This window comes from Pseudomonas sp. GV105, assembly GCF_003058185.1.
GTDB lineage: Bacteria > Pseudomonadota > Gammaproteobacteria > Pseudomonadales > Pseudomonadaceae > Aquipseudomonas > Aquipseudomonas veronii.
The window spans coordinates 171,371-197,463 of record NZ_QBUF01000004.1; the positions used below are offsets into that span (position 1 = coordinate 171,371).

A 26,093-nucleotide genomic window follows, 5' to 3' on the forward strand; every position below is an offset into this window, starting at 1 on the left:
TGTGCTCCTTAGAAGCCTAAACTGGATAACAGGTCATCTACGTCATCCTGACCTGACATAACGTCTTCACGTTTATCGGCATGAATCTGCGGACCTTCACCCTTGGCGAGATGTTTTTGTGGATCTTTTTCCGAGAGGATCGCTTCGCGGTCATGTTCGATGCCGGCAAAACGATCGACTTGGCCTGCCATAAGCACCAATTTGAGCAAGTTGCTTTCCACTTCAGTGACCAATTGGGTCACACGCTTGATCACCTGACCGGTGAGGTCCTGGTAATCCTGGGCGAGCAGAATGTCATTGAGGTTGCTGGACACCGTGTGGTTGTCCTGTTCGCTGCGCGACAGGAAACCCTCGACCCGACGGGCCAACTCACGAAACTCCTCAGCCCCCACTTCCCGACGCATGAAGCGGCCCCAGTCAACGCTGAGGGCCTGGGCTTCGTTGGCCATGCCGTTGACCAGGGGCGTGGCGTTTTCCACCAGGTCCATGGTGCGGTTGGCCGCCGCTTCAGTCAGCCTGACCACATAGGACAGGCGTTCAGTGGCATCGGTGATTTGCGAAATTTCTTCAGCCTGGGGCATGTGCGGGTCAATCTGAAAATTGACGATCGCACTGTGCAGCTCGCGCGTGAGCTTGCCCACTTCCTGATACAGGCCGCGGTCACGGGTCTGGTTAAGCTCATGGATTAACTGCACCGCGTCGCCGAACTGGCCTTTTTCAAGGCTCTCGACCAGTTGGTGAGCATGCTTTTTCAGGGTCGACTCAAAGTCCCCCTGTGACGTTTCTTTATGCTCCATAGCTCCCCCGCGATGGCATTAGCCGTGGATGCGTTCGAAGATTTTTTCGATCTTCTCTTTCAAGGCCAATGCAGTGAATGGCTTGACCACGTAGCCGTTGACCCCGGCCTGGGCGGCTTCGATGATCTGCTCACGCTTGGCTTCGGCGGTCACCATCAACACGGGAAGGCTGCGCAGTTTTTCATCGGCGCGCACATGGCGCAGCAAGTCGATACCGGTCATGCCGGGCATGTTCCAGTCGGTTACCAGAAAGTCGATGCTCCCGCTGTTGAGGATCGGAATCGCCGTAAGGCCGTCATCCGCCTCGACCGTGTTGGTGAACCCCAGGTCACGCAACAGGTTTTTTATGATCCGCCGCATCGTTGAGAAGTCATCAACGATGAGGATTTTCATGTTCTTGTCCAATTCGACCTCCAAGCAGTCTTAAAACGCGTCCAGCACCTGGACGCGCCATTTCAATCAACAGGCGTTACACAAAAAGGACTGCCCAGGGCACCACGAAACTCACCCGCGAAAACCAAGGGCCTCGCGGTAGTGTCTGCAGTGTCCCCACACTGCCTGTCAGCGCGCGCGCCACTCTCCCAGGCGTCCCCGCAAGCGGGCTGCGCACTGGCTGTGCAGCTGGCTGACACGCGATTCGCTGACCCCCAGGACCTCACCGATTTCCTTGAGGTTCAGCTCTTCGTCGTAGTACAGCGCCAACACCAGTCGCTCACGCTCCGGCAGATTGGCAATCGCGTCCGCCAGCGCCCCCTGAAAGCGTTCATCTTCCAGGTCGCGCGACGGTTCGAGATGAGCACTCGCGCCGTCCTCGTGCAGCCCTTCGTGTTCGCCGTCCTGCAACAGGTCGTCGAAACTGAACAGGCGGCTGCCCAAGGTATCGTTCAAAATCCCGTAATAATCGTCGAGACTCAATTGGAGTTCGGCCGCAACTTCGTGATCTTTAGCGTCGCGACCGGTTTTTGCTTCAATTGCACGAATTGCGTCACTGACCATGCGCGTATTGCGGTGTACCGAACGCGGCGCCCAATCCCCTTTACGCACTTCATCGAGCATCGCGCCACGGATACGGATACCCGCATACGTCTCGAAACTCGCACCCTTGCTCGCGTCGTATTTGGTCGACACTTCGAGCAGGCCGATCATGCCGGCCTGGATCAAGTCTTCGACCTGGACACTGGCGGGCAGGCGTGCCAGCAAGTGATAGGCAATGCGCTTGACCAGCGGCGCATAGCGCTCGATCAATTCGCCCTGACGGTCACGTGCCGAATTTTTGTAAAGGTTATAGCCGCTGGCTGTCATAGCACCGGTCCTGCGCTCGTCTGATGCACCAATCGCTCGACGAAAAACTCCAGATGCCCCCGAGGGTTGGCGGGCAACGGCCAGGTATCGACCTTCTGAGCAATAGCCTTGAACGCCAACGCGCATTTCGAACGAGGGAACGCTTCGTAGACCGCACGCTGCTTTTGCACGGCCTTGCGTACACACTCGTCATAGGGAACTGCGCCGACGTATTGTAAGGCGACATCGAGAAAGCGATCAGTGACCTTGGTCAACTTGGCGAACAGGTTGCGTCCTTCCTGCGGGCTCTGGGCCATGTTGGCCAGCACGCGGAAGCGGTTCATGCCGTAGTCGCGGTTGAGCAGTTTGATCAGGGCGTAGGCGTCGGTGATCGAGGTGGGTTCATCGCAGACCACCAGCAGGACTTCTTGCGCGGCGCGCACGAAGCTGACCACAGACTCGCCAATCCCGGCGGCGGTGTCGATCACCAGCACGTCGAGGTTGTCGCCGATATCGCTGAACGCCTGGATCAGGCCGGCATGCTGCGCAGGGCTCAAGTGGACCATGCTCTGGGTGCCCGAGGCGGCCGGCACGATGCGGATGCCTCCAGGGCCCTGCAGCAGCACGTCGCGCAGCTCGCAGCGACCCTCGATCACATCGGCGAGGGTGTGTTTGGGCGTGAGCCCCAGCAAAACGTCAACGTTCGCCAACCCAAGGTCAGCATCCAGCAGCATGACACGACGGCCAAGCTCTGCCAGGGCCAGGGACAAATTCACTGACACGTTAGTTTTCCCGACGCCACCTTTGCCGCCGGTCACCGCGATCACCTGTACGGGATGCATGCTGCCCATTTTAATTCTTTACCTTGTCTTGCTTAGACGCAGGCTACATGGCTTGGCCGCGTGAATCGCTTGCAGACCATCGATGTAGATACATTTCATGGTGTTCATGCTGCCTCAACCCACCCGCTTTGCCGGGTTGTGGTAAAGGTCAGCGAACATATCGGCCATCGCTTCCTCGCTAGGCTCTTCTTGCATTTGCACGCTGACGGCACGGCTGACCAACTGATGACGGCGCGGCAGATGCAAATCATCCGGAATCCGCGGCCCGTCGGTCAGGTAGGCGACCGGAAGTTCATGACTGATAGCCAGGCTCAGCACCTCGCCCAGGCTCGCGGTTTCGTCGAGCTTGGTGAGGATGCATCCGGCCAGGCCGCAGCGCTTGTAGCTATGGTACGCAGCGGTAAGAACTTGTTTTTGGCTGGTGGTTGCAAGCACCAGGTAATTTTTTGCCTTGATGCCACGCCCGGCCAGGCTCTCCAGTTGCATGCGCAACGCCGGATCGCTGGCTTGCAGGCCGGCGGTATCGATCAGCACCACACGTTTGCGCAGCAACGGATCGAGGGCGTTGGCCAGGGACTGGCCCGGGTCGACGTGGGTCACCGACACATTGAGGATGCGGCCCAGGGTCTTGAGTTGCTCCTGGGCACCGATGCGGTAGCTGTCCATGCTTACCAGCGCGATGTTCTGGGCGCCGTACTTGAGCACGTAGCGCGCCGCCAGCTTGGCCAGCGTGGTGGTCTTGCCCATGCCGGCAGGGCCGACCATGGCGATCACGCCGCCCTCTTCCAGGGGTTCGAGTTCCGGGGTGACGATCATCCGCGCCAGGTGGGCCAGCAACATGCGCCAGGCCTGGCGAGGTTCTTCGATTTCGCTGGTCAGCGCCAGCAGGTCGCGGGACAACGGGCCGGACAGGCCGATGCGTTGCAGGCGACGCCACAGGTTGGCCTGTTGCGGCTTGCTGCCTTGCAGTTGGGTCCAGGCCAGCGAACCGAGCTGCACTTCCAGCAGCTCGCGCAGGCCGTTGAGCTCAAAGCGCATCGAGTCGAACACACGCTGGTCGACTGCGGCGGCCGGGGCAGGCGCGGCAGGACGCGGCGGTTCGATGAACGTCGGCTCGACCAGCGGCTCGGCGGCGGTCAGCGGCAGGCCGGCGAACAACTGGCGATTGGTGGTCGCATCGCTGTCGCCGCGCATGCTCAGTTCGGCCTGGGCCGAGACAATGCGCGAGGCCGTCTTGCGCAGCTCGTCTTCAAGCTCCATGTTCGGGACACGCGGGGCCAGCGCCGAAGGGGTGTAATCCAGGGCAGCCGTCAGCTCGACACCGCCGGCAATACGACGGTTACCGATAATCGCAGCGTCGGCGCCCAGCTCGTCACGTACCAGTTTCATGGCCTGACGCATATCGGCGGCGAAAAAACGCTTTACTTGCATAACCCACTACCTCAGCCGTTGGGCCCTACTGTCGCGACGATAGTCACTTGCTTGTTGTCAGGGATTTCCTGATAAGCCAAAACGTGCAAATTCGGCACTGCCAGGCGTCCAAACCGCGACAACATCGCTCGGACCGGGCCTGCCACCAGCAGAATCACCGGTTGGCCCTGCATTTCCTGACGCTGCGCTGCTTCGATCAACGAACGCTGCAGTTTTTCAGCCATGCTTGGCTCCAGCAGAACGCCCTCTTCCTGGCCCTGTCCTGCCTTCTGAATACTATTGAGCAATATTTGTTCCAACCTTGGCTCCAAGGTGATCACAGGCAGCTCAGACTCAATCCCTACAATGCTTTGTACGATAGCGCGGGATAATCCAACGCGCACGGCGGCCACCAACGCGGCAGTATCTTGACTCTTGGCGGCATTGTTGGCGATGGCCTCGGCGATGCTGCGAATGTCGCGCACCGGCACCTGTTCGGCCAGCAGCGCCTGCAGCACCTTGAGCAATTGCGACAGCGACAGCACGCCCGGCACCAGCTCTTCGGCGAGCTTGGGCGAGGCTTTGGCCAGCAAACCCATTAGTTGCTGGACTTCTTCGTGGCCGATCAGCTCGTGGGAGTGCTTGTACAGAATCTGGTTGAGGTGCGTGGCGACCACGGTGCTGGCGTCCACCACGGTGTAGCCGAGGGACTGCGCCTGGCTGCGCTGGCTGACTTCGATCCAGACCGCTTCCAGACCAAAAGCCGGATCTTTGGCGGTTATACCGTTCAGCGTGCCGAACACCTGGCCCGGGTTGATCGCCAGCTCGCGGTCGGGGTAGATCTCCGCTTCGGCGAGGATCACGCCCATCAGGGTCAGGCGGTAGGCGCTGGGGGCCAGGTCGAGGTTGTCACGGATATGCACAGTGGGCATCAGGAAGCCCAGGTCCTGGGACAGCTTCTTGCGCACGCCCTTGATCCGCGCGAGCAATTGGCCGCCCTGGTTGCGGTCGACCAACGGGATCAGGCGGTAGCCGACTTCCAGGCCGATCATGTCGATCGGGGTCACATCGTCCCAGCCCAACTCCTTGGTTTCCTGGGCGCGGGCCGGCGACGGCAGCAGTTCCTGCTGGCGCGCGATTTCTTGCTGGGCCTTCACCTTGACCAAGTTCTGCTTTCTCCAGAACAGGTAGGCGCCACCGGCGGCCATGGCCGCCATGCTCAAGAACGAGATATGAGGCATGCCGGGCACAATGCCCATGATCGCCATGATGCCCGCCGCCACGGCCAGCGCCTTGGGCGAGGCGAACATCTGCCGGCTGATCTGCTTGCCCATGTCTTCGGAGCCCGACGCACGGGTCACCATGATCGCCGCAGCTGTAGATAACAACAGTGATGGCAATTGCGCCACTAAACCGTCACCGATGGTCAGCAGGGCGTAGACCTTGCCTGCATCGCCGAAGGTCATGCCGTGCTGGAAGATCCCGACCGCCATGCCGCCGATCAGGTTGATGAACAGAATCAACAGGCCGGCGATGGCGTCACCGCGCACGAATTTGCTGGCACCGTCCATGGAACCGTAGAACTCGGCTTCTTGGGCCACTTCCAGGCGACGCGATTTAGCCTGGTTCTGGTCGATCAGGCCGGCGTTGAGGTCGGCGTCGATGGCCATCTGTTTGCCGGGCATGGCGTCGAGGGTAAAGCGCGCGCTCACCTCGGAAATCCGCCCGGCGCCCTTGGTCACTACCACGAAGTTGATGATCATCAGGATCGCGAACACCACGATACCGACCACGTAGTTACCGCCGATCACCACCTCGCCGAAGGCCTGGATCACCTTACCGGCGGCGGCATGCCCGTCCTGGCCGTGGAGCATGACCACGCGGGTCGACGCCACGTTCAACGCCAGCCGCAACAGCGTGGCGATCAGCAGAATGGTGGGGAACACCGCAAAATCCAGCGGCCGCAACGCGTAGACGCAGACCAGCAGGACCACGACGGACAAGGCGATGTTGAAGGTGAAGAACACGTCGAGCAGGAACGGCGGCATCGGCAACATCATCATTGCCAGCATCACCAGCAACAACAACGGCACACCCAGATTGCCCCGCGAGAGGTCAGTCAGGGTGCTGCGGGCCGTGCTGAGCATTTGAGAGCGATCTACCACCGGTACTCCTCGCATCCTTGAAGCAAACTTTTGACGCCGAGAGGCGTCCTGGAGGCGCTACTGCAAGAAGCCTTCCAACTTCTGTTCTCCGAGTTGGATCAGTGACTAGGGAGCAAGCGCCCTCGCCACAAGTGTTCGCCTGCAGAGGTTGCGAAACTTCCGATAAGTGTTTGAGGCTGCCCCTAGGAAACTCACTCTCTAGTCTCCGTACACCGTTGCAAACGCGGCGGGCGGGCGTCGCGGCCCATGTAAATTCAGGCGCAAAGTGCCATTGTCCGCTTTCAGTTGACGCCTTTTTATCGTCTACTGTGCGGCGCTATGGTGGCTGTGCGCGGGATACCTTCGGGTATGCCGGTTTCCTGATTCCGGTCCGCGAACCTGCGTACAGCTGCCACCCCATCGCATCGCGGCGATCAGTGGCAGCTCCACTTAAATCAGGAGCGTCACAATGGTTAAACCAACCCCAAATCCCCCGCGCGGCACCAATACCCCACCCACCGTGCTGTTCACCCTCATCGACGGCATCAGCACCGAAGACCTGCTGGTCAACCTCACCGAAACCCTGGCTTGCGCACACGCCCTGACCTGCGACTTCGCCTTTGATCTGGAAGGATCACGGTGAGAAGGGGCGCTGGGAATTGCGCAATTGGTTGAGGTAGCGCGGTTATTGGCCGAGCGAGTACTGGATGACATCGAGCCATCAGCCGAGACAGAACTGGGTAAACCCTAGACAAGCGTCCAACCCAGTGATCGTTCCCGCCGATGGGAACGATCAACTTTTGCTTCAAGGGGACAGAGCGCTGATGGGCGCGGCGAAGGGATGCTATCAGTAGCGATCTTTATACAGGACGCACATTCTCGGCCTGCGGGCCTTTTTGGCCCTGCGTCACGTCGTATTCCACTTTTTGATTTTCTTCCAAACTTTTGAAACCGGTGCCGGTGATTGCTGAATAGTGGACAAACACGTCCGTGCTGCCGTCGTCGGGAGAAATAAAACCAAACCCCTTCTCCGCGTTAAACCATTTCACAGTGCCCGTTGCCATTGTCGTTCTCCGCACACTTCAATTAAGGACTTGTACAGCTGACATCAGATCAGCGTGATGTCGCATGCATAGACACCATCCGGTCGATGGATCATCTGAAACGCCACGTTCTGGCCCTCCGAAAGCTTGCATCCATCCGAACTGCGCAGATCTACCGACACGTCGTCTCCCCCGCTGTCCAGCGCAATCAAACCTTTTCCGTTCTGCGGGTCATAAGACTTAACCGTACCTGTGAATAGCTGCATTGCCCCACTTCCGACCTCTTGCTGCGCAGTACCTGAGGCAATGGAACCGTGAAAAGGCGATGCTGACTACTGTCAAAGTTGACAGGTAGACGGCAATTAACGACAAGCGGTAGAAGTGATGTGGCGAGCCCGCTTGCCCCAGAGGACACCTTGGCTGCACGTCAGGAATCGCGCCGCAAATCCGGCGGAATCGGCAGGTCCTTGAGCGGATCGGGGCGCTTGCCTTTGCCCGCACGATACTGGCGGATCTGGTAGACGTAGGCCAATACCTGGGCCACGGCCAGGTACAGCCCGGCGGGGATTTCCTGGTCGAGGTCGGTGGAGTAGAAGATCGACCGCGCCAGTTCCGGCGACTCCAGCAACAGGATGTCGTTGGCCACGGCGATTTCGCGGATTTTCAGCGCCGTGAAGTCGCTGCCCTTGGCCAGCAGCATCGGCGCGCCGCCCTTCTCCGGGTCGTACTTGAGAGCCACGGCGTAGTGGGTCGGGTTGGTGATCACCACGTCGGCGTCGGGCACCGAAGCCATCATCTTGCGCTGGGACATTTCGCGCTGCAGTTGGCGAATGCGCTGCTTGACCTCGGGGCGACCCTCCTGGTCCTTGTGTTCGTCGCGCACTTCCTGCTTGGTCATCAGCAGTTTCTTGTGGCTTTCCCACAGCTGGATCGGCGCATCCACGGCGGCGATCAGGATCAGCCCGGCGGCCATCCACAACGCACTCCAGCCCACCACTTGCACGCTGTGGATGATCGCCGACTCCAGCGGCTCATGGGCGATGCGCAGCAGGTCATCGATGTCGGAGGACAATACCACCAAGGCCACGAACAGAATCAGGATGAACTTGGCCAGGGCCTTGAGCAGTTCCACCAACGCCTTGGTGGAAAACATGCGCTTGAGCCCCGCCGCCGGGTTCATGCGGCTGAATTTTGGTGCCATGCTGCTCGCGGCGAACAGCCAGCCGCCAAGGGCGACGGGGCCGATCAGCGCGGCCAGGAGCAAGGTGATCAAAATCGGCTGCACCGCCAGGATCGCGATTTTCCCCGAATGCAGCAGGTACTGCCCCATGGCGCCGGGGCTGAGCAGCACTTCACGGGGCAAGCTGAAGTTGAGTTTCATCAACTCCATCAGGTCGAGCGCCAGGCCGCCGCCGTAGATCAGCAAGGCGCCGGCACCGGCCATCATCGTCGCGACGGTGTTGAGCTCTTTGGAGCGGGCAATCTCGCCCTTTTCCCGGGAGTCCTTTTTTCGTTTCTCCGTGGGGTCTTCTGTTTTGTCCTGACCACTCTCGCTCTCGGCCATGGCTCAGCGCGCCCGTGCCAGATCACGTAAGAACTGCAAGGCGTCGCTCGCCAGCGGTTGATACTGATTGAGAATGTCGGCCATGCCGATCCAGAAAATCCCCATGCCCAACACCAGGGTCAACGGGAAACCGATAGAGAAGATATTCAGCTGCGGCGCCGCGCGGGTCATCACCCCAAACGCGATGTTGACCACCAGCAGCGCGGTGATCGCCGGCAGCACCAGCAACAGCGAAGCGCCCAACACCCAACTGAGGCGCCCCACCAGTTCCCAGAAGTGATTGACCACCAGCCCCGAGCCGACCGGCAAGGTGGTGAAACTTTCGGTCAGCACCTCGAACACCACCAGGTGGCCGTTCATGGCCAGGAACATCAAGGTCACCAGCATGGTCAGGAACTGCCCGATCACCGCAGCCGACACGCCGTTGGTGGGGTCGACCATCGACGCAAAACCCATACCCATCTGGATCGAGATGATTTGCCCGGCGATCACGAATGCCTGGAAGAACAGTTGCAGGGAGAAGCCCAGCAGCGAGCCGATCAGGATCTGCTCGGCAATCAGCATCAGCGCACTGAGGTCCAGCGCATTGACCGCAGGCATCGGCGGCAAGCCCGGCACCAGCACCACGGTGATCGCCACCGCGAAGTACAGGCGGATGCGCCGTGGTACCAGGGTGGTGCCGAACACCGGCATGCTCATCAGCACCGCCGTGACTCGGAACAGCGGCAAGATAAACGACGCCACCCAGGTGCTGATCTGGGTGTCGGTCAACGCCAGCAGCGATTGCATGCGGTCAGCCGATCAACTGCGGAATACTGCCGTACAGCTGCAGGATATATTCCATGAAGGTTTGCACCAGCCACGGGCCAGCGACAATCAACGTGACCAGCATCACCAGCAGGCGCGGCAGGAAGCTCAGGGTTTGTTCGTTGATCTGGGTCGCGGCCTGGAACATCGCCACCAACAGGCCAACCAACAGGCTCGGCACCACCAGCACGGCAACCATCATCGTGGTCAGCCACAACGCTTCACGGAACAGGTCGACGGCAACTTCTGGGGTCATAGCCCTACACTCCGCCGAAACTGCTGGCCAACGTGCCGATGATCAGTGCCCAGCCGTCCACCAGCACAAACAGCATGATCTTGAACGGCAACGAGATGATCAGCGGCGACAGCATCATCATCCCCATGGCCATCAGCACGCTCGCCACCACCAGGTCGATGATCAGGAACGGGATAAAGATCATGAAACCGATCTGGAACGCCGTCTTCAGTTCCGAGGTGACGAACGCCGGCACCAGGATCGTCAGCGGCGCCTGGTCCGGCGTGGCGATGTCGGTGCGCTTGGACAGGCGCATGAACAGCTCAAGGTCGCTGGAGCGGGTCTGCGACAGCATGAAGTCTTTGATCGGGCCTTGGGCCTTGTCGATGGCGTCTTGCGCCGTGAGCTTTTCCGCGAGGTAAGGCTGCAGGGCTTGCTGGTTCACCTTGTCGAAGACCGGCGCCATGATGAACATCGTCAAGAACAGCGCCATGCCCGTGAGGATCTGGTTCGATGGCGTCTGTTGCAGGCCCAGGGCCTGACGCAGGATCGAGAACACGATAATGATGCGGGTGAAGCTGGTCATCAGCATGACAAACGCCGGGATAAAACTCAGCGCCGTCATGATCAGCAGGATCTGCAGGCTGACCGAATACTCCTGGGCCCCGGCCGCGTTGGTGCCGAGCGTAATCGCCGGGATCGACAACGGGTCGGCGGCGAACGCCAATGGCGCGGCCAGCCACAGCATGAGCGTCAATAAAACGCGCATTACTTCTTATCCTTCTGATCCTTGCCCAGCAACTCCATCAGGCGTTGGGCGAATTCTGGCGTGGCGGCTTGGGTCGGGGCGACGTTGACCGGGGTCTTGAGCACATGCAGCGGGGTGATGCGGCCGGGGGTGAGGCCCAGCAGGATCTGTTCCTCGCCCACCTGCACCAGCACCAGCCGATCACGCGGGCCGAGGGCGCGCGAGCCGATCATCTCGATGACCTGGGCGTTGCCCGGGCCAATGTTCTGCACCCGACGCATCAGCCAGGCCAGCACGAAAATCAGCCCGACCACCAGCAGCAGGCCCAGTACCAGTTGGGTCAACTGACCGCCGATACCGCTGCTCACCACCGGTGCCGCCGCCGCGGCCGCTTGCGCGACCGGCTCGGCCGCGAGGGCGCTCAATGGCAGCGCCAGCAACAGTCCCGCCATCGAATACTTCATGTCAGCGCAGCTTCTTGATGCGTTCGCTCGGGCTGATCACGTCGGTCAGGCGAATGCCGAACTTTTCGTTGACCACCACCACTTCGCCATGGGCGATCAGCGTACCGTTGACCAGCACGTCCAGCGGCTCGCCGGCCAAGCGGTCAAGCTCGATCACCGAACCCTGGTTGAGCTGCAGCAGGTTGCGGATGTTGATGTCGGTGCTGCCGACTTCCATGGAGATCGACACCGGGATGTCGAGAATCACGTCCAGGTTCGGGCCGTCGAGGCTCACCGGGTCGTTGTTCTTCGGCACGCTGCCGAATTCTTCCATGGGCAGGCGGTTACTGGCCGGCGCAGTAGAGGCATCGGCCGCCAGCAGCGCGTCGATATCGTCCTGGCCGACATCGCCGGTTTCTTCCAGGGCCGCAGCCCATTCGTCGGCCAGGGCCTGGTCTTCGGCGGAAGTGTTTTCGTGTTCGGTAGCCATTACATGTCCTCGGCGGAGCAAACATTCATAAATAGGGGTGCATCAATACGGGTGACTCAACGCCGGTTGATCGGCTCCACCACTTGCAGCGCCAGGTTGCCCTTGTGGGAACCGAGCTTGACCTTGAACGACGGCACGCCGTTGGCGCGCATGATCAGTTCTTCCGGCAACTCGACGGGAATCACGTCGCCCGGTTGCATGTGCAAGATATCCCGCAGGCGCAACTGACGACGCGCCACGGTGGCGCTCAGCGGCACGTCGACGTCCAGCAGGTCTTCGCGCAGGGCCTTGACCCAGCGTTCATCCTGATCGTCGAGGTCGGACTGGAAGCCGGCATCGAGCATTTCGCGCACCGGCTCGATCATCGAGTACGGCATGGTCACGTGCAGGTCACCGCCACCGCCATCGAGTTCGATGTGGAACGTCGACACCACAATCGCTTCGCTGGGGCCGACGATGTTGGCCATGGCCGGGTTCACTTCCGAGTTGATGTACTCGAAGTTGACTTCCATGATCGCCTGCCAGGCTTCCTTCAAGTCGATGAAGGCCTGCTCCAGCACCATCCGCACCACCCGCAGTTCCGTGGGGGTGAATTCCCGGCCTTCGATCTTGGCGTGACGGCCGTCGCCGCCGAAGAAGTTGTCCACCAGCTTGAACACCAGTTTGGCGTCGAGGATGAACAACGCCGTGCCGCGCAATGGCTTGATCTTGACCAGGTTGAGGCTGGTAGGCACGTACAGCGAGTGTACGTATTCACCGAACTTCATCACCTGCACGCCGCCCACCGCCACGTCCGCCGAGCGGCGCAGCATGTTGAACATGCTGATGCGGGTGTAACGGGCGAAACGCTCGTTGATCATTTCCAGGGTCGGCATGCGTCCACGGACGATGCGATCCTGGCTGGTCAGGTCATAACTTTTGACGCTGCCGGGTTCGGCAGCCGTTTCGGTCTGTACCAGACCATCGTCCACGCCATGCAGCAGCGCATCGATTTCATCCTGGGACAGCAGGTCTTGCACGGCCATGTGGTGATCCTACTGCAATACGAAATTAGTGAAGAGCGCCTGCTCGACCACCACTTTGCCGAGCTCTTTCTGGGCCACTTCCTGCACGCTGGCAGTGACCTTCTGGCGCAGCATTTCCTGGCCCACCGGGGTGGCCAGGTTGTCGAAGCTTTGCGCGGAAAACAACATCACCAGGTTGTTGCGGATCACCGGCATATGCACCTTGAGCGCATCAAGGTCCGCCTGGTTGCGCGCCAGCAAGGTGATGCTCACCTGCAGGTAGCGTTGACGACCGTTCTGGTTGAAGTTGGCGACAAAGGCCGGAAGCATCGGTTCGAAGATTGCCGGTTGCTTGACGTTACTGGCAGTTTCGGCGGCGGGCGCCGGTTTGCTCGCACTGCTGTGCATGATGTACCAAGTGCCGCCCACGGAGGCGCCGATGGCCAGGACCAGGGCCAGGACAATCAACAGGATAAGCTTGAGCTTACCCTTGCCTGCAGGTGCTTTTGCTGCGTCGTCGCTCTTCGCCATGCCAATAATCCGTCACTATTCGGGGATTCATAGATCTACGGAAAGGCAAGAGCAAGTGTTATGCCAGAGTTGTCAGGCAGAGCAGGACAGCGGCCACGCCACAGATCCATTGTGGGAGGGGGCTTGCCCCCGATGGCGGAGTTCCAGTCGACCGATTCGTTGACGGGCACACCGCCATCGGGGGCAAGCCCCCTCCCACCTTTGGATTGCGATCGACTCAGGTCAGGCTTAATGGTCGTGATCATCAGGGGCAAGCCCCCTCCCACACTCAGGCCGGTGTTGGCCCTGAATCAGGCGTAGTAGTCGACGGCGCTGGAGCCGATCACGGTGGACGTCACCGGCGCGACGGCCGCTGCCACTTCGGCGTGATCGGCAACGTCGCCGTTGTCACCCCGACCGCCACGGCCACTGACACCGTTCGCCTGGTTCTGTTGCTGTTGGCCCTGACCTTGGCCCTGCCAGCCGCGGGATTGGTCGGACACGTTGACGTCGACCTGCCCCATGCCCTGCTGGGCGAACATCTCGCGCAACCGGCCGGACTGGCTTTCCAGCGCGTCACGCACCACGGCGTGACCGCTCATGAACGTGACCTGGGCCTGCTGGTCCGCTGTCATGTTGACCTTGATATCCAGGCGCCCGAGTTCGGCCGGTTGCAGCTGGATCTCCGCCGACTTGAGGTTGGCGCTGGACAGGTACATCACGCGGTTGACGATTTCCTCGGTCCAGCCGCTCTGGTGCATGGCCAGCGGTGCGTTGGTCACCGGCGGCAACGCGTTGGCGGTTTTCGGCGTGGCGGCCTGGGTCAGCGCGGCCAGGCGGTTGGCGAAGTCATCGACACGGGTGTCGCTGCTGGCGCCCTTCAAATCCTTGAGGCCTTCCTCGATCAACCCGCCAAAGGCTTTGTCGCCGCCCTGGTCGGTGCTGTCCTTGCTGGCTTGCTGATCCACCATGTTAGCCAGGCCCGTGGCGAAGTTCTGCGCGACAGTCGGCTGGTCCTGGGACGTCGGCGCGGCTTTCTGCGGCGTCTGGCTGCTGGCCGACACATGGCCGCCCTGCTCCATCGCCAGGCGTACCGCCGGCAGGGCGTCCAGAGGGTCTGCCGTGGGATCGAAGGCTGGCTTGGCCGCATCGGTCGCTGCCAACGGCGTCGTGACCAGCGGCTGGGCCTTGTCATCCTTGGCGGCGGCCGGGGCTGGCGTTTCCACCGGCACTGGCACCGGCACCGGCACCGCAACTGGCGTGACCGTGACAATCAACGCGGGGTCAACCACCGGCGCAACCGTCGGGTCTGCCGCAGGCTGCTGCGCCAGGGCGGGGTCGGCAGGCGGAGTTTGATCACTGCTGGCGCTGTCGGCCGGCTTGGCCGGCGGGTCGGCAGGCAAGGGTTTGCCGCTATCGGCAACCGCTGGCGTACCGGCGGCAGGTTTATCGTTGTTCGCGACAGGCTTATCGTTGCCGGCAACCGGTTTGGCACTCGCGTCGGCCGGCTTGTCGCGCGTGGGTTTGGCCGAGTTGTCGTCGGCCTTGGCCGAGGGCTTCGAACCTTGGCTGGCGAACACCTGAGCAAAGCCAGGGCCCTTATCCCGTGGCTCCGCAGCCGCCGCCGGTGGATTGGCGGCAGGCGCTTGAGGCTTGGCCGCGGAGGCAGCCTGAAGGAGCGAATTAGGGGCGACTGGCATAGGTAAGGTCTCCACTGCATGGGATCGGGGATGCAGTATCAGGAGATAGAGCAAGAGTCGGGCCAGCTCCTATCGAAAAGCCGTCCCGCGCCTGAAATTAAAGCTGGAAGCGCTGGCGCTCCGACTCATACAGCGGCTTGACCAGCGCAAACTCATGATCGATCTGATCGACCAAGGCCCCCAGGTCCGCCGCCGCCTCGACGGACTCAACCTCCAGGCGCTGGCACAAGTGCGCCAACCGCACCGCCCCGAGGTTGCCACTGCTGCCCTTGAAACTATGGGCGATAAGCGCCAATGCCTTGGCATCGTCGCGCGCCTTGCGCAGCGCTTCGACGCGCTTTTGCGAATCATCAAGAAAGGTATCGAGCAACTTGGGGTACTCGCCTTCCATGACTTCCTGCAAACCCGATAACACGTCCGGGTCCAGATGAACCTCAACCACTTGTTCGCTCCTTGATCAAGAATCGGCGGATTATGCCAGAGCCTCCCAGCAAAACTCCACGCAGACGCTACGCCCGCCGTCGGACCAGCGTACATCGCTGCTCAGTTGCCGTACCAGGCTCAAGCCGCGACCGGACAGGCGGTCGACATCCAGCGGGCGCGCCAGTACCTGTTCCACATCGAACCCGGGGCCGCTGTCTTCGATGCGCAAGCTCATCCTGCCGCCGGTAACGGTGGGCGCCACCTGCACCTGCACGCGCACATAACCGCTGTTGAGCCGCATCAGCCGTTCGTTGCGCTCGCGGTAATACTGCGCGAACCCTTTGGCATCGCGCTTGAGCCGCGAGTCCAGGCCCAGCACGCCATGCTCCAGAGCGTTGGAATACAGTTCGGCCATCACGCTGTAGAGCGCCCCGCTCTGCTCGCGCAGGCCGTGGATCTCGAGCAGCAGTTGCAGCAGATAGGGCAACGGGTTGTAACGCTTGAGGGTCTCGGCGCGGAATTCAAAGCCCACCGACCAATCCAACGGGCACGACTGGCCGCTGTCGGCGTACAACGGCCCCGTCGCACGCATCGACTGGCCGGCCTGCAGGGTGATTTCGACCATGCTCACATCATCCCGCACCTCACCGCAAAACGCCGCCAGAGCCTGCTCGATATCCTCGAACAGGCGGTCGGGCTCGCGATTGGCGGCAAACACCTGCTGCAAGCGCTCGGCGCCGAACAACTGTTCGTTGGCGTCGGCGGTGTCCAGCACGCCGTCGGAGAGCAGAAACACGCGGTCGCCCAGGGCCATCGGCCAGACTTCGGTACGATCCTCGAACGCCTGTGCCGACAGCACGCCCAACGGCAAATGCCGTGACACCAACGGTGTCCGCTTGCCGGTGGCGACTTCATGTACATAGCCATCAGGCATGCCGCCATTCCAGACCTCCACCACGCGCCGCTGCGTGCTCAGGCACAACAGCGCGGCGCAGCAGAACATGTCCACCGGCAGGATGCGTTTGAGCTTGGCGTTCATCTCCCGCAGGATCTGCGTCAGCCCGTAGCCCTTGGCCGTCATGCCGTAGAACACTTCCGCCAACGGCATCGCGCCGACCGCCGCCGGCAGGCCATGCCCGGTGAAATCGCCGAGCAGCACATGCATATCACCCGCCGGCGTGTAGGCCGCCAACAACAAGTCACCGTTGAACAGCGCATACGGCGATTGCAGGTAACGGATGTTCGGCGCTGCGTTGATACAGCCGGAATGGGCAACCTTGTCGAACACCGCCTTGGCCACGCGTTGCTCATGCAGCAGGTAGTCGTGGTGCTTGGCGATCAGGTCGCGCTGCTGCAATACCGTGGCCTGCAGGCGGCGCAGGCGGTCCATCGCATTGATCTTGGCCGCGAGGATCAGCGGGTTGTAGGGCTTGGGCAAGAAGTCATCGCCACCGGCATCCAGGCATTCGGCCAGGGCTTCGCTTTGGCGCAGGGAGGTGAGGAAGATGATCGGCACCAGGGCTTCGCCCGCCAGTTGCTTGATCCGGCGCGCGGCCTCAAAGCCATCCATCACCGGCATCAGGGCGTCCATCAGCACCAGTTGCGGGCGTTCGCGGGCGAACAGGTCGACCGCTTCCACACCGTTGCTGGCGGTGAGCACGTGGTGGCCCTGGCGCCGGATGATGGTCGACAGCAACAGCAAGTCGGTGGCGCTGTCTTCGGCGATCAGGACGGTCAGCGGTTCGAGGACCGGAGCCAGAGCGCTCAATTGATATCGAACAGTTTATCGAAGTTGGATATCGCGAGGATCTTGCGCACGTCGGAGCTGATGTTGATCACCTGGACTTCCGCATCATCGCCCCCGGCATGATCGCGCAGCAGCAGGAGCATGCCCAGGGCGGAACTGTCCATGTAGGTGGTTTCCTTCAGGTCGACCACGTACACGTCCGGCACCTTGTAGAAACGCTCGTAGGCCTCACGAAAGATCTGGTGGCTGCCGAAATCGAACCGGCCTTTGATTGCAATCGTCAACTTTGTCCCATCCAGGGATACTTCTGACACGACTGACATGTGACTGCTTCCTTGTCATGGGTCTAGATAGAAGGTGTAGCAGGCGAATGGGCTATGGGCAACACGGCGAATCAAATATGGGAGACAAGCCCCTTCCCACATTGAACAGCGGGCCTGGCGCTAGTAGGGATTCTGCCGCGGCAGGCGCTGGGACAGCTCGTCGAGCAGCTTCTGCTCGCGCTTATCCTCGATCGCCCGCGCTTCGTCGATATAGCGCTGCACCAGCTTGCGCAAGCCTTCGACCCGGGCATACGCCTGCTGCCAGCTCTCGCGGGCCTTGTCGAGGTTGTTCTGGTGCCAGGCCAGGCTCTGGCGCTGCTGGCCGACGGCGGTCTCAAGTTGGTTGAGAAAGCCCTGGTAGCCCATCAGCCACTGGCCGGACACGCCTTTGGTGCCGCGCTCGATCCACTGCTGCTGGTACTCGCCGCGAAAGCGCTCCAGGTCGCCGAGCTTGCTTTCTGCCAGGCGCACCTGGCCCTGGAAGTAACCCAGGCGCTGGACCGCGGTTTTTTCGGCCTTTTCGGCCATGTCCACCACCGGGGCCAGGCGTGAGGAGCGGCTGCTGGCCATGGCTTAGCCGCCTGGCGCGGGGGCGAAGATGGACTGCAAGTGCGCTTCGCTTTCGCCCATGCTGATGTTGTCGTTGAGACCCTGGCGCAGGTAGGTGACCAATTGCGGTTGCAGGGCAATCGCCAGGTCGGTCTCACGATCGCCACCGGCCACATAGGCGCCGACGCTGATCAGGTCGCGACTCTGCTGATAGCGCGACCACAGCTGCTTGAACTGCTGGGCGCGGGCCATGTGCTCGGGCGTGACCACCGACGGCATCACCCGGCTGATGGAGGCTTCGATGTCGATCGCCGGGTAGTGTCCCTCTTCCGCCAGGCGCCGCGACAGCACGATGTGACCGTCGAGCACGCCACGCGCCGAGTCGGCGATCGGGTCCTGCTGGTCATCGCCTTCAGACAACACGGTGTAGAACGCGGTGATCGAGCCCCCGCCCGCCTCGGCATTACCGGCGCGCTCGACCAGCTTGGGCAGCTTGGCGAACACCGACGGCGGATACCCCTTGGTGGCCGGCGGCTCGCCGATGGCCAGGGCGATTTCCCGCTGGGCCTGGGCGAAACGCGTGAGGGAATCCATCAGCAACAGGACGTTCTTGCCCTTGTCGCGAAAATATTCGGCGATGCGCGTGCAGTACATGGCCGCGCGCAAACGCATCAGCGGCGCATCGTCGGCCGGGGAGGCAACCACCACCGAACGCTTGAGGCCTTCTTCACCGAGGCTGTGCTCGATGAACTCCTTCACTTCCCGGCCCCGTTCGCCGATCAGCCCCACCACGATGATGTCGGCCTCGGTAAAGCGGGTCATCATGCCGAGCAACACCGACTTACCCACGCCGGTACCGGCGAACAGGCCCAGGCGCTGGCCGCGACCGACCGTCAATAAACCGTTGATGCTGCGAATGCCCACGTCCAGCGGCTGGCTGATCGGGTTGCGCTTGAGCGGGTTGATGGTGGGGCCGTCCATCGGCACCCAGTCTTCGGCCTTCATGCCGCCCTTGCCGTCCAGCGCGCGACCGGCGCCGTCCAGCACGCGGCCGAGCATGCTCATGCCCATGGGCAGGCGGCCGGTATCGGCCAGCGGCACCACGCGGGCACCGGGGGCGATGCCCGCCAGGCTGCCGACGGGCATGAGGAAAATCTTGCTGCCGGAAAAGCCCATGACTTCAGCTTCGACCTGTACCGGGTGGTAGCTGTCGTCGTTGATCACCAAGCAGCGGCTGCCCATGGCGGCACGCAGGCCTTCGGCTTCGAGGGTCAGGCCGACCATGCGCAGCAGGCGCCCTTCGAGAATCGGCTGGCCGGGCAACCCAGTGGCCTCGATATAACCACCCAGGCGTTTGGCGAAGCTGGTGCGATCAAGGCGCATCGGCGGCGTCCAGGTCCACGCTCATGTCCGGTTCGGCCGGGTTCAGGAGCTGCTCGTGGACCTGATCCAGCAGTTGGGCCATGATCTGGCTGATGCGCGTTTCCACGGTGGCGTCGATGCGGCTGTATTCGGTCTCGACGCGGCAACCACCGGGCTGCAGATCGGCGTCTTCGACGATGCGCCAGGTTTCTTCATGGCGCTCGCGCAGGGCTTTGACCTGTTCGAAATCCTGCGGGTTGATGTGCAGCCGCACATTGCCGACGCCCAGGGGCAGCAGCTTGAGGGCTTCGCGCATGACGCTTTCGATCTGGCTGGAGTCCAGCACCAGCTCACGCTGGATCACCTGACGGGCGATGTGCTCGACCAGCCCGACCATGGCTTTTTCGATCTGCGAATCCTGCTCGGCGATGGGCTCGAACAGGCTGCCCATCAGGCGTTCGAGGCTGGCCAGCTTGACGCTCAAGGCGACCTCGGCTTCCTGGCGGACCTTGAGCGTGGCGCTGCGAAAACCATCTTTTTCGCCAGCGGCAAAGCCTTCGTTGTAGGCCTCCTGGCGGATGCTTTCCAACTCTTCCAGGGTCAGTGGCTGGACTTCCTCCAGCGGCACTTCTTCCATTTCCGCCGGCGGTTCTTCCACAGGCTCGGGTTCGGGCTCCGGCACATGCGGATCGAAGCTGGGCAACGACCAGATGTCGAACCCGCCCACGTCCCGCGCGCGAATCAGATCGCTGGGCGTCTCATCTTTGTTCGACATGCGAGGCGCCTTAGATCATTTCTTCGCCGCCCTTCCCGCCGAGAACGATTTCTCCGGCTTCGGCCATACGGCGGGCAATGGTGAGGATTTCCTTCTGGGCCGTTTCCACGTCGCTGACGCGCACCGGGCCTTTGGCTTCCAGGTCGTCGCGCAACAGTTCCGAGGCGCGCTTGGACATGTTCTTGAAGATCTTCTCCTTGACGCCTTCGTCCGAGCCCTTGAGGGCCAGTACCAGCACGTCGGAGGAGACTTCGCGCAACAGCGCCTGGATGCCGCGGTCGTCGACATCGGAGAGGTTGTTGAACACGAACATGAGGTCTTCGATCTGGCCGGACAGGGTGTCGTCGATCTCGCGGATCGAGTCCATCAACTGGCCTTCGACCGAGCTGTCGAGGAAGTTCATGATGTCGGCGGCGCGCTTGATACCACCCAAGGTGGTGCGCGAAGCATTCGAGTTGCCCGAGAACTGCTTCTCGAGAATCGTGTTGAGTTCTTTCAGGGCCGCCGGCTGCACGGTGTTCAACGACGATACGCGCAGGATGATGTCCAGGCGCACTTTATGGTCGAAGTGGCCGAGCACTTCGCCGGCCTGGTCCGGGTCGAGGTACGCCACCACGATCGCCTGGATCTGCGGGTGTTCGTAGCGGATCACGTCGGCGACGGCGCGCGGCTCCATCCATTTGAGGCTGTCGAGGCCGCTGGTGTTGCCGCCCAGCAGGATGCGGTCGATCAGGCCGTTGGCTTTGTCTTCGCCGAGGGCCGAGGTGAGCATCTTGCGGATGTAGCTGTCGGAGCCGACGCCCAGGCTGGTCTGGTCGCCGACGATCTCGACGAACTCGCTCATCACCTGTTCGACCTGCTCACGGTGAACGTTGCGCATTTGCGCCATGGCCACGCCGACCCGTTGAACCTCTTTGGGGCCCATGTGGCGCAGCACTTGGGCGGCGTCGGTTTCACCCAGGGACAGCAGCAGGACTGCGGCTTTGTCGACCTTGGTGAGTTTGGCAACAGCGGCTCGATTATCACTCATCTGCGTTAATCCACTCTTTCACGACCTGGGCCACACGGCCCGGGTCTTCTGCCACCAGACTCTTGATTGCGTTCAACTGAGCGTCATAGCCTTCGCTCGGGCTTGGCAACAGGATGCTTTGCGGGCCGCCGAGGCTGACACGGTCGTTGGCCAGTTCGCCGTCCAGGCCGCCCATGCCACCCAACTCGACGTCGCCGCCAGCGAAGGCCGCCAGTTGTTTCTTGCCATTGCCGGTGATGTTGTTGAGCACCGGACGCAGCACGCCGAACACCAGCACCAGGATGAACAACACGCCCAGCACTTGCTTGACGATGTCCCAGAACCACGGCTGGGTGTAGAACGCCGCTTCGGCGATCACTTCGCCACGCTCGGCGGAGAACGGCATGTTGATCACGCTGACGCTGTCGCCACGGCTGGCGTCGAAACCGACGGCATCCTGCACCAGGCGGGTGAAGCGCGCCAATTCGTCGGCGCTCCACGGTGCGCGGGTGACGGCGCCGTCAGCGGCGTTGACCTTGACTTGGTCATCGACCACCACCGACACCGACAGGCGGTTGATCCGGCCCTGTTGCTGCTTGGTGTGGCTGATGGAACGGTCGAGTTCGAAGTTCTTGGTCGACTGGTTACGCTTGTCCGCCGGGTACGGAGCGAGCATCGGCTGGCCGGTGGCCGGGTCCATGATCTGTTGGCCGTTGGCGTCCAACAGTGGCTGGCCGGGAGCGATGGCGCCCGCGGTCGCGGCAGCGCCGCCGGTGGTTTGCGGTGCCGAGGCCGGGGCCGGCGGCTGGTTGCTCAGGGCACCCGGTACGCCTTGCGGGCCGTTGCTGGCGGTGCGTTGTTCGCTGGTGGACTGCTCGCTGCGCAGGGCCGGCTGGTCCGGGTTGAATTGCTCGGAGGTCGACTCGACGGCACTGAAATCCACGTCGGCGGACACTTCAGCCTTGTAGCGGTCGTTGCCCAGCACCGGTTGCAGGATGTTGTGGACACGCTGGGTGAGCATGCTTTCCATGCGGCGGCTGTAGTCGAACTGCTTGCCGGCCTGGGTCAGCGCAGAATTTTCGGCCATGTCGGACAACAGGTTGCCCTTCTGGTCGACCACGGTGATTTGCGACTTGCTCAATTCGGGAACGCTGGTGGCCACCAGGTTGATGATCGCCAACACCTGGCCAGGCTCCAGGGAGCGGCCGGAAAACAGTTCGACCAATACCGAGGCACTTGGCTTGCGCTCGTCGCGCACAAACACCGAACTCTTCGGAATCGCCAGGTGGACCCGCGCGCCCTTGACGTTATTGAGGCTGGAGATGGTGCGCGCCAGTTCGCCTTCCAGGCCACGACGGTAGCGGGTGGCTTCCATGAACTGGCTGGTGCCCAGGCCCTGGTCCTTGTCGAGGATCTCGAAACCGATGTTGCTGTCGGACGGGGTCACGCCGGCGGCGGCCAGCTTCATGCGCGCCCGGGCGACGTCATCGGCCTTGACCAGCAGTGCCCCGGAGTTGGGCTCCACGGTGTAGGCGATGTCGGCGGCGGCCAGGGTTTCCATGATCTGCTTGGAGTCCATACCGGCCAGGCTGCCGTACAGCGGCCGGTAATCGGGTTGCTGCGACCACAGCACCACAGCAAAACCAATCGCCACGCTGGCCGCCAGGCCGACCATCAGGCCCACCTGACGCAGCATGGTCATTTCCGAGAGGTTTTCCAGGAACGACAGGCCAAACAGCGGCGGCTTGCCGTCTGTCTTGGCGGGTACGTTGTCCACGACTGCTTCTGCCATGACTTAAATCTCGTCCTTAAACCGGCATCTGCATGATGTCTTGATAAGCCTGGACCAGTTTGTTGCGCACCTGGGTCAAGGCTTGAAAGGACACACTGGCTTTCTGCGAAGCGACCATCACGTCGGTCAGGTCCACGCCGCTCTTGCCGATCTCGAACGCGGTCGCCAACTGGTTGGACGCTTGCTGGGTGTCACTGACTTTGTTGATGGCCTGGCCGAGCATATCGGCGAAACTGCTTTGGCCCAATTCCGGCGCTTGTGCGACGGATTTCGGTTGAGCCATGGCGTCCATTTGCATGGAGCGCATATCCAACATCAACCGATTGAACTCAATACCCTGGCTCATGACCTTCTCTCTCCGACGACCCGCAATTTTTTGACACTACGCAGCGGTTACTAGGGGTGGTAGCAACAAGGGTGCCAGCTCTGTATCAACCTGTAAGAAAAGGCGACAAAACTTGTCGACCTTGTTACCGCTCAGATAGCAAACAGATAAGCTTCCACGTCCATCCCCGCATCCCGCATCTGCGCCAACTTGTAGCGCAGGGTGCGTGGGCTGATGCCCAGGCGCTCGGCCGCTTCTTTACGGCGGCCGCGTTCGGCGCGCAGGGTGTCGATGATCATCTGGAATTCGCGGCGGCGCAGATCATCGCCCAGGGCCCCGGCGGATTCGGCTTCGGCGACCAGCGGCGCGGGCGCCAGGCTTGGTAACGGCGCGGCGCCGCTGCCCATGGCCAGGCAGAAGTCCTGGGGTTGGATCAAGCCGCCCTGTTGCAGAATCAACGCGCGCTGAATGGCGTTGTCCAGCTCCCGCACGTTGCCGGGCCAGGGGTAGCCGATCAGGCATGCCTGGGCTTCGGCCGACAGCCGCGCCTGAGCGTGCTTCATTTTTTTGACGTGGTTGTTCAGCAGGCGCTCGGCCAGCGGGATGATGTCCGCCGGGCGTTCGCGCAGCGGGCGCCAAGCCAGGGGGAATACCGAGAGGCGGTAGAACAAGTCTTCACGAAAGCGCCCCGCCGCCACTTCACCCGCCAGGTCGCGGTTGGTGGTGGCGACCACGCGGATATCCAGCTGGATCGGCTTGCGCGCACCGACCCGCTCCACTTCACGCTCCTGCAGCACCCGCAGCAGTTTGGCTTGCAAACCCAGGGGCATTTCCGAAATTTCGTCGAGCAGGATGGTACCGCCGTCGGCCTGCTCGAACTTGCCCGCCTGGGCCGCGATAGCGCCGGTGAAGGAGCCCTTTTCGTGGCCGAACAGCGTGGCTTCGAGCATGTTGTCGGGGATCGCCGCGCAATTGATCGCGATAAAGGGCTGCTGGGCGCGCCCCGATTGCTGGTGGATATAGCGCGCCAGCACTTCCTTGCCGGTGCCCGACTCGCCGGAAATCAACACGGTGGAATCACTGCGCGCCACGCGGGCCGCGAGCTCCAGCAATTGTGCGCTGGCCGGCTCAAAAGCAATCGGGCCGTCTGCCTCGCCGACAGGAATCACCCCCAGGGCATGCCGCGCCACCAGCTCGATCAACGCCTTGGGCTCGAACGGCTTGACCAGGTAATCCGCCGCGCCCTGGCGCATGGCATCCACTGCGCGCTCGACGGCGCCATGGGCGGTCATCAGCAGCACCGGCAACTGCGGCTGGCGTGCGCGCAGCAGCGCGAGCAACTGATGGCCGTCCATGCCAGGCATGTTCACGTCGCTGACCACCAGGCTGAAGGCCTCTTGCTCCACCGCCGCCAAGGCGTCCTCGGCAGAACCGACCGCCCGATAGTCATGGCCCGCCAGCAGCAGCGTGTCAGCCAATGCCTCACGCAGGGCACGATCATCTTCCACCAACAGAACCTTGATAGCCATAGCCTTTTACTCCGCGCTTGCCGCGCATGAAAACAGCGGCAAGGTCATCAATGCACAAGTGCCACGCCCCAAGCGGGAACGCAGCTGCAATTCTCCCTGATGGGCGCGCGCCACAGCCTTGACCACCGTCAGGCCGAGGCCCGTACCGTTGGTCTTGGTGGTGAAAAACGGTTCGCCCAGGCGCTGCAGCACCTGCGGCTCGATACCGCTACCGCTGTCGCTGATGCACAGGCGCAGGGTTTGCGCACGGGCGTACACATGCACCTTCAGCCGCGCACCGGGGCCGCTGGCCTGGGTCGCGTTTTCGATCAGGTTGAGCAGCGCGCCCACCAGGGTGTCGCGGTTGCACAGCAATTCGCCTTGGTGGCTGTCGCACTGCCAGCGCACATTGGCGTCCTGCACATGGGTGGCGGCCGCCGCTTGCAACGCCTGCATCAGGCCGGACGGCGTGATGCGGTCGGTCAGCGGCAATTCGCCGCGGGCAAACACCAGCATGTCGCGCACCTGGTGCTCCAACTCATGCAAGCGCTCCTTGAGGCGTCCGGCAAAACGCTGGTGGGTGTCGGCGGGCAATTGCTCATCAGTCAAATGACTGGCGTAGATCAACGCCGCCGACAACGGCGTGCGGATCTGATGCGCCAAAGAAGCGACCATCCTACCCAGCGACGACAAGCGCTCATGGCGCGCCAGTTGGTCTTGCAGGTGACGGGTTTCAGTCAGGTCGTTGAGCAGCACCAGTTGACCGGGCTCCGCGTCCAGGGAGCGAGTGGCGATGGACAAGCGGCGCCCATCCTTGAGGGAGATTTCATGGCCGTCATCTTCACGCGGCGCGAAGCAGCGGCTGATGACATGGCGCCACAGTTCGCCCTCCAACGGCAGTCCGAGCAGGTCGCAGGCGGCCGGGTTGGCTTCGCGCACACGGCCCTGGTCGTCGATGACGATCACACCGCCAGGCAACAGATCGAGCAGGTTCTGCAGACGGTTGGCCAGGCGCTCTTTCTCGGCCAGCTCTTCCATGCGCTGGGCACTGACCACCGCCAACTCGCCCTTGAGTTCGGAGACCCGCGCTTCCAGCAGGCTGTAGGAGTCGGTCAACTGGCTGGACATCTGACTGAACAGCGAGAACGCCTGCTCAAGGCCATGCCGGCTGAGCTGTTCGGCGGACGGGACAGGCCCCTGGAGTTCAGGGGCCGAAGGTAGTTGGGCGGCGTGGGGCATCATGCTCTCTCGCTTGGCTGACC

General features: G+C 62.0%; 28 protein-coding genes and 1 pseudogene. 1 reads left to right on the forward strand and 28 read right to left on the reverse strand.

The features are described from left to right. Window positions 1–8: 8 nt before the first annotated feature. From C8K66_RS09235 to flhA, 6 genes are all read right to left on the reverse strand, one after another. Window positions 9–797 (reverse strand): protein phosphatase CheZ, encoded by a 789-nt coding sequence (locus tag C8K66_RS09235; protein ID WP_017845401.1) that lies wholly within the window; start codon window positions 795–797, stop codon window positions 9–11. Between the two features lie 18 nt (window positions 798–815). Continuing rightward, the gene (locus tag C8K66_RS09240) at window positions 816–1,190 is read right to left on the reverse strand and encodes a chemotaxis response regulator CheY (protein ID WP_003192908.1); all 375 of its coding nucleotides are present in this window, start codon (window positions 1,188–1,190) and stop codon (window positions 816–818) included. A gap of 168 nt (window positions 1,191–1,358) precedes the next feature. After that, window positions 1,359–2,099, reverse strand: a complete 741-nt coding sequence (fliA, locus tag C8K66_RS09245) for an RNA polymerase sigma factor FliA (protein WP_017845400.1) — start codon at window positions 2,097–2,099, stop codon at window positions 1,359–1,361. After that, window positions 2,096–2,929 (reverse strand): flagellar synthesis regulator FleN, encoded by an 834-nt coding sequence (gene fleN, locus C8K66_RS09250; RefSeq protein WP_003192912.1) that lies wholly within the window; start codon window positions 2,927–2,929, stop codon window positions 2,096–2,098. Before fleN ends, fliA begins: the two co-directional genes overlap by 4 nt. 105 nt (window positions 2,930–3,034) lie before the next feature. Then, window positions 3,035–4,351: a flagellar biosynthesis protein FlhF gene (flhF, locus tag C8K66_RS09255; protein ID WP_046382525.1), complete on the reverse strand. Its 1,317-nt coding sequence runs from the start codon at window positions 4,349–4,351 to the stop codon at window positions 3,035–3,037. 11 nt (window positions 4,352–4,362) lie between these two features. Beyond that, a complete protein-coding gene (flhA, locus tag C8K66_RS09260) occupies window positions 4,363–6,477 on the reverse strand; it encodes a flagellar biosynthesis protein FlhA (RefSeq protein WP_057003874.1) in 2,115 nt (704 codons plus the stop codon). Between the two features lie 466 nt (window positions 6,478–6,943). Here flhA and C8K66_RS09265 point away from each other — a divergent pair. Continuing rightward, window positions 6,944–7,225: pseudogene (locus tag C8K66_RS09265) on the forward strand (DUF6124 family protein). A 109-nt stretch (window positions 7,226–7,334) separates the two neighbouring features. Here the strand turns inward: C8K66_RS09265 and C8K66_RS09270 are convergent. From C8K66_RS09270 to C8K66_RS09375, 22 genes are all read right to left on the reverse strand, one after another. Further along, window positions 7,335–7,538: a cold-shock protein gene (locus C8K66_RS09270; RefSeq protein ID WP_017845394.1), complete on the reverse strand. Its 204-nt coding sequence runs from the start codon at window positions 7,536–7,538 to the stop codon at window positions 7,335–7,337. Between the two features lie 44 nt (window positions 7,539–7,582). After that, window positions 7,583–7,783, reverse strand: coding sequence for a cold shock domain-containing protein (locus C8K66_RS09275; protein WP_057003871.1), 201 nt, complete (start codon window positions 7,781–7,783; stop codon window positions 7,583–7,585). 161 nt (window positions 7,784–7,944) lie between these two features. Next, window positions 7,945–9,081 (reverse strand): flagellar biosynthesis protein FlhB, encoded by a 1,137-nt coding sequence (gene flhB / locus C8K66_RS09280; protein ID WP_017845392.1) that lies wholly within the window; start codon window positions 9,079–9,081, stop codon window positions 7,945–7,947. A gap of 3 nt (window positions 9,082–9,084) precedes the next feature. Next, window positions 9,085–9,870: a flagellar biosynthetic protein FliR gene (fliR, locus tag C8K66_RS09285; protein WP_057003870.1), complete on the reverse strand. Its 786-nt coding sequence runs from the start codon at window positions 9,868–9,870 to the stop codon at window positions 9,085–9,087. A gap of 4 nt (window positions 9,871–9,874) precedes the next feature. Next, the gene (fliQ, locus tag C8K66_RS09290) at window positions 9,875–10,144 is read right to left on the reverse strand and encodes a flagellar biosynthesis protein FliQ (RefSeq protein WP_003175300.1); all 270 of its coding nucleotides are present in this window, start codon (window positions 10,142–10,144) and stop codon (window positions 9,875–9,877) included. Between the two features lie 4 nt (window positions 10,145–10,148). Next, window positions 10,149–10,892: a flagellar type III secretion system pore protein FliP gene (gene fliP, locus C8K66_RS09295; RefSeq protein WP_046382522.1), complete on the reverse strand. Its 744-nt coding sequence runs from the start codon at window positions 10,890–10,892 to the stop codon at window positions 10,149–10,151. Then, window positions 10,892–11,335 (reverse strand): flagellar biosynthetic protein FliO, encoded by a 444-nt coding sequence (fliO, locus tag C8K66_RS09300; protein WP_026139822.1) that lies wholly within the window; start codon window positions 11,333–11,335, stop codon window positions 10,892–10,894. The genes fliP and fliO overlap by 1 nt, the downstream gene beginning before the upstream one ends. Before the next feature lies 1 nt (window position 11,336). Further along, the gene (gene fliN, locus C8K66_RS09305; protein WP_017845388.1) at window positions 11,337–11,804 is read right to left on the reverse strand and encodes a flagellar motor switch protein FliN; all 468 of its coding nucleotides are present in this window, start codon (window positions 11,802–11,804) and stop codon (window positions 11,337–11,339) included. 56 nt (window positions 11,805–11,860) lie between these two features. Continuing rightward, the gene (gene fliM, locus C8K66_RS09310) at window positions 11,861–12,829 is read right to left on the reverse strand and encodes a flagellar motor switch protein FliM (RefSeq protein ID WP_017845387.1); all 969 of its coding nucleotides are present in this window, start codon (window positions 12,827–12,829) and stop codon (window positions 11,861–11,863) included. Window positions 12,830–12,838: 9 nt separating this feature from the next. After that, window positions 12,839–13,339 (reverse strand): flagellar basal body-associated protein FliL, encoded by a 501-nt coding sequence (gene fliL / locus C8K66_RS09315; protein WP_017845386.1) that lies wholly within the window; start codon window positions 13,337–13,339, stop codon window positions 12,839–12,841. 290 nt (window positions 13,340–13,629) lie between these two features. After that, a complete protein-coding gene (locus C8K66_RS09320) occupies window positions 13,630–15,018 on the reverse strand; it encodes a flagellar hook-length control protein FliK (RefSeq protein WP_108524689.1) in 1,389 nt (462 codons plus the stop codon). A 97-nt stretch (window positions 15,019–15,115) separates the two neighbouring features. Beyond that, window positions 15,116–15,460 carry an Hpt domain-containing protein gene (locus C8K66_RS09325; RefSeq protein ID WP_017845384.1) on the reverse strand — a complete coding sequence of 115 codons (345 nt, stop codon included), beginning with the start codon at window positions 15,458–15,460 and terminating at the stop codon, window positions 15,116–15,118. A gap of 30 nt (window positions 15,461–15,490) precedes the next feature. Next, the gene (locus C8K66_RS09330; protein WP_108524691.1) at window positions 15,491–17,209 is read right to left on the reverse strand and encodes a fused response regulator/phosphatase; all 1,719 of its coding nucleotides are present in this window, start codon (window positions 17,207–17,209) and stop codon (window positions 15,491–15,493) included. Next, window positions 17,206–17,511, reverse strand: coding sequence for an STAS domain-containing protein (locus C8K66_RS09335; RefSeq protein WP_017845382.1), 306 nt, complete (start codon window positions 17,509–17,511; stop codon window positions 17,206–17,208). Before C8K66_RS09335 ends, C8K66_RS09330 begins: the two co-directional genes overlap by 4 nt. A gap of 120 nt (window positions 17,512–17,631) precedes the next feature. Further along, window positions 17,632–18,081, reverse strand: coding sequence for a flagellar export protein FliJ (gene fliJ / locus C8K66_RS09340; RefSeq protein WP_017845381.1), 450 nt, complete (start codon window positions 18,079–18,081; stop codon window positions 17,632–17,634). Window positions 18,082–18,084: 3 nt separating this feature from the next. Further along, window positions 18,085–19,443: a flagellar protein export ATPase FliI gene (gene fliI / locus C8K66_RS09345; protein ID WP_017845380.1), complete on the reverse strand. Its 1,359-nt coding sequence runs from the start codon at window positions 19,441–19,443 to the stop codon at window positions 18,085–18,087. Next, window positions 19,433–20,197 (reverse strand): flagellar assembly protein FliH, encoded by a 765-nt coding sequence (gene fliH / locus C8K66_RS09350; RefSeq protein WP_079444456.1) that lies wholly within the window; start codon window positions 20,195–20,197, stop codon window positions 19,433–19,435. The genes fliI and fliH overlap by 11 nt, the downstream gene beginning before the upstream one ends. Before the next feature lie 10 nt (window positions 20,198–20,207). Further along, window positions 20,208–21,227, reverse strand: coding sequence for a flagellar motor switch protein FliG (gene fliG / locus C8K66_RS09355; RefSeq protein ID WP_010563975.1), 1,020 nt, complete (start codon window positions 21,225–21,227; stop codon window positions 20,208–20,210). Continuing rightward, window positions 21,220–22,998: a flagellar basal-body MS-ring/collar protein FliF gene (fliF, locus tag C8K66_RS09360; RefSeq protein WP_017845378.1), complete on the reverse strand. Its 1,779-nt coding sequence runs from the start codon at window positions 22,996–22,998 to the stop codon at window positions 21,220–21,222. The genes fliG and fliF overlap by 8 nt, the downstream gene beginning before the upstream one ends. 16 nt (window positions 22,999–23,014) lie before the next feature. Further along, window positions 23,015–23,344, reverse strand: a complete 330-nt coding sequence (gene fliE, locus C8K66_RS09365) for a flagellar hook-basal body complex protein FliE (protein WP_046382518.1) — start codon at window positions 23,342–23,344, stop codon at window positions 23,015–23,017. A 131-nt stretch (window positions 23,345–23,475) separates the two neighbouring features. Then, on the reverse strand, window positions 23,476–24,852 hold the full coding sequence (locus C8K66_RS09370) for a sigma-54 dependent transcriptional regulator (protein WP_017845376.1): 1,377 nt from the start codon (window positions 24,850–24,852) through the stop codon (window positions 23,476–23,478). Window positions 24,853–24,858: 6 nt separating this feature from the next. Then, window positions 24,859–26,070 (reverse strand): PAS domain-containing sensor histidine kinase, encoded by a 1,212-nt coding sequence (locus C8K66_RS09375; RefSeq protein ID WP_032804228.1) that lies wholly within the window; start codon window positions 26,068–26,070, stop codon window positions 24,859–24,861. Window positions 26,071–26,093 lie beyond the last annotated feature (23 nt).

Coding starts and splice junctions, on each gene's coding strand:
- C8K66_RS09235 (WP_017845401.1), bottom strand. CDS start 797: ATGGAGCATAAAGAAACGTCACAGGGGGACTTTGAGTCGACCCTGAAA.
- C8K66_RS09240 (WP_003192908.1), bottom strand. CDS start 1,190: ATGAAAATCCTCATCGTTGATGACTTCTCAACGATGCGGCGGATCATA.
- fliA (WP_017845400.1), bottom strand. CDS start 2,099: ATGACAGCCAGCGGCTATAACCTTTACAAAAATTCGGCACGTGACCGT.
- fleN (WP_003192912.1), bottom strand. CDS start 2,929: ATGGGCAGCATGCATCCCGTACAGGTGATCGCGGTGACCGGCGGCAAA.
- flhF (WP_046382525.1), bottom strand. CDS start 4,351: ATGCAAGTAAAGCGTTTTTTCGCCGCCGATATGCGTCAGGCCATGAAA.
- flhA (WP_057003874.1), bottom strand. CDS start 6,477: ATGCTCAGCACGGCCCGCAGCACCCTGACTGACCTCTCGCGGGGCAAT.
- C8K66_RS09270 (WP_017845394.1), bottom strand. CDS start 7,538: ATGGCAACGGGCACTGTGAAATGGTTTAACGCGGAGAAGGGGTTTGGT.
- C8K66_RS09275 (WP_057003871.1), bottom strand. CDS start 7,783: ATGCAGCTATTCACAGGTACGGTTAAGTCTTATGACCCGCAGAACGGA.
- flhB (WP_017845392.1), bottom strand. CDS start 9,081: ATGGCCGAGAGCGAGAGTGGTCAGGACAAAACAGAAGACCCCACGGAG.
- fliR (WP_057003870.1), bottom strand. CDS start 9,870: ATGCAATCGCTGCTGGCGTTGACCGACACCCAGATCAGCACCTGGGTG.
- fliQ (WP_003175300.1), bottom strand. CDS start 10,144: ATGACCCCAGAAGTTGCCGTCGACCTGTTCCGTGAAGCGTTGTGGCTG.
- fliP (WP_046382522.1), bottom strand. CDS start 10,892: ATGCGCGTTTTATTGACGCTCATGCTGTGGCTGGCCGCGCCATTGGCG.
- fliO (WP_026139822.1), bottom strand. CDS start 11,335: ATGAAGTATTCGATGGCGGGACTGTTGCTGGCGCTGCCATTGAGCGCC.
- fliN (WP_017845388.1), bottom strand. CDS start 11,804: ATGGCTACCGAACACGAAAACACTTCCGCCGAAGACCAGGCCCTGGCC.
- fliM (WP_017845387.1), bottom strand. CDS start 12,829: ATGGCCGTGCAAGACCTGCTGTCCCAGGATGAAATCGATGCGCTGCTG.
- fliL (WP_017845386.1), bottom strand. CDS start 13,339: ATGGCGAAGAGCGACGACGCAGCAAAAGCACCTGCAGGCAAGGGTAAG.
- C8K66_RS09320 (WP_108524689.1), bottom strand. CDS start 15,018: ATGCCAGTCGCCCCTAATTCGCTCCTTCAGGCTGCCTCCGCGGCCAAG.
- C8K66_RS09335 (WP_017845382.1), bottom strand. CDS start 17,511: ATGTCAGTCGTGTCAGAAGTATCCCTGGATGGGACAAAGTTGACGATT.
- fliJ (WP_017845381.1), bottom strand. CDS start 18,081: ATGGCCAGCAGCCGCTCCTCACGCCTGGCCCCGGTGGTGGACATGGCC.
- fliI (WP_017845380.1), bottom strand. CDS start 19,443: ATGCGCCTTGATCGCACCAGCTTCGCCAAACGCCTGGGTGGTTATATC.
- fliH (WP_079444456.1), bottom strand. CDS start 20,197: ATGTCGAACAAAGATGAGACGCCCAGCGATCTGATTCGCGCGCGGGAC.
- fliG (WP_010563975.1), bottom strand. CDS start 21,227: ATGAGTGATAATCGAGCCGCTGTTGCCAAACTCACCAAGGTCGACAAA.
- fliF (WP_017845378.1), bottom strand. CDS start 22,998: ATGGCAGAAGCAGTCGTGGACAACGTACCCGCCAAGACAGACGGCAAG.
- fliE (WP_046382518.1), bottom strand. CDS start 23,344: ATGAGCCAGGGTATTGAGTTCAATCGGTTGATGTTGGATATGCGCTCC.
- C8K66_RS09370 (WP_017845376.1), bottom strand. CDS start 24,852: ATGGCTATCAAGGTTCTGTTGGTGGAAGATGATCGTGCCCTGCGTGAG.
- C8K66_RS09375 (WP_032804228.1), bottom strand. CDS start 26,070: ATGCCCCACGCCGCCCAACTACCTTCGGCCCCTGAACTCCAGGGGCCT.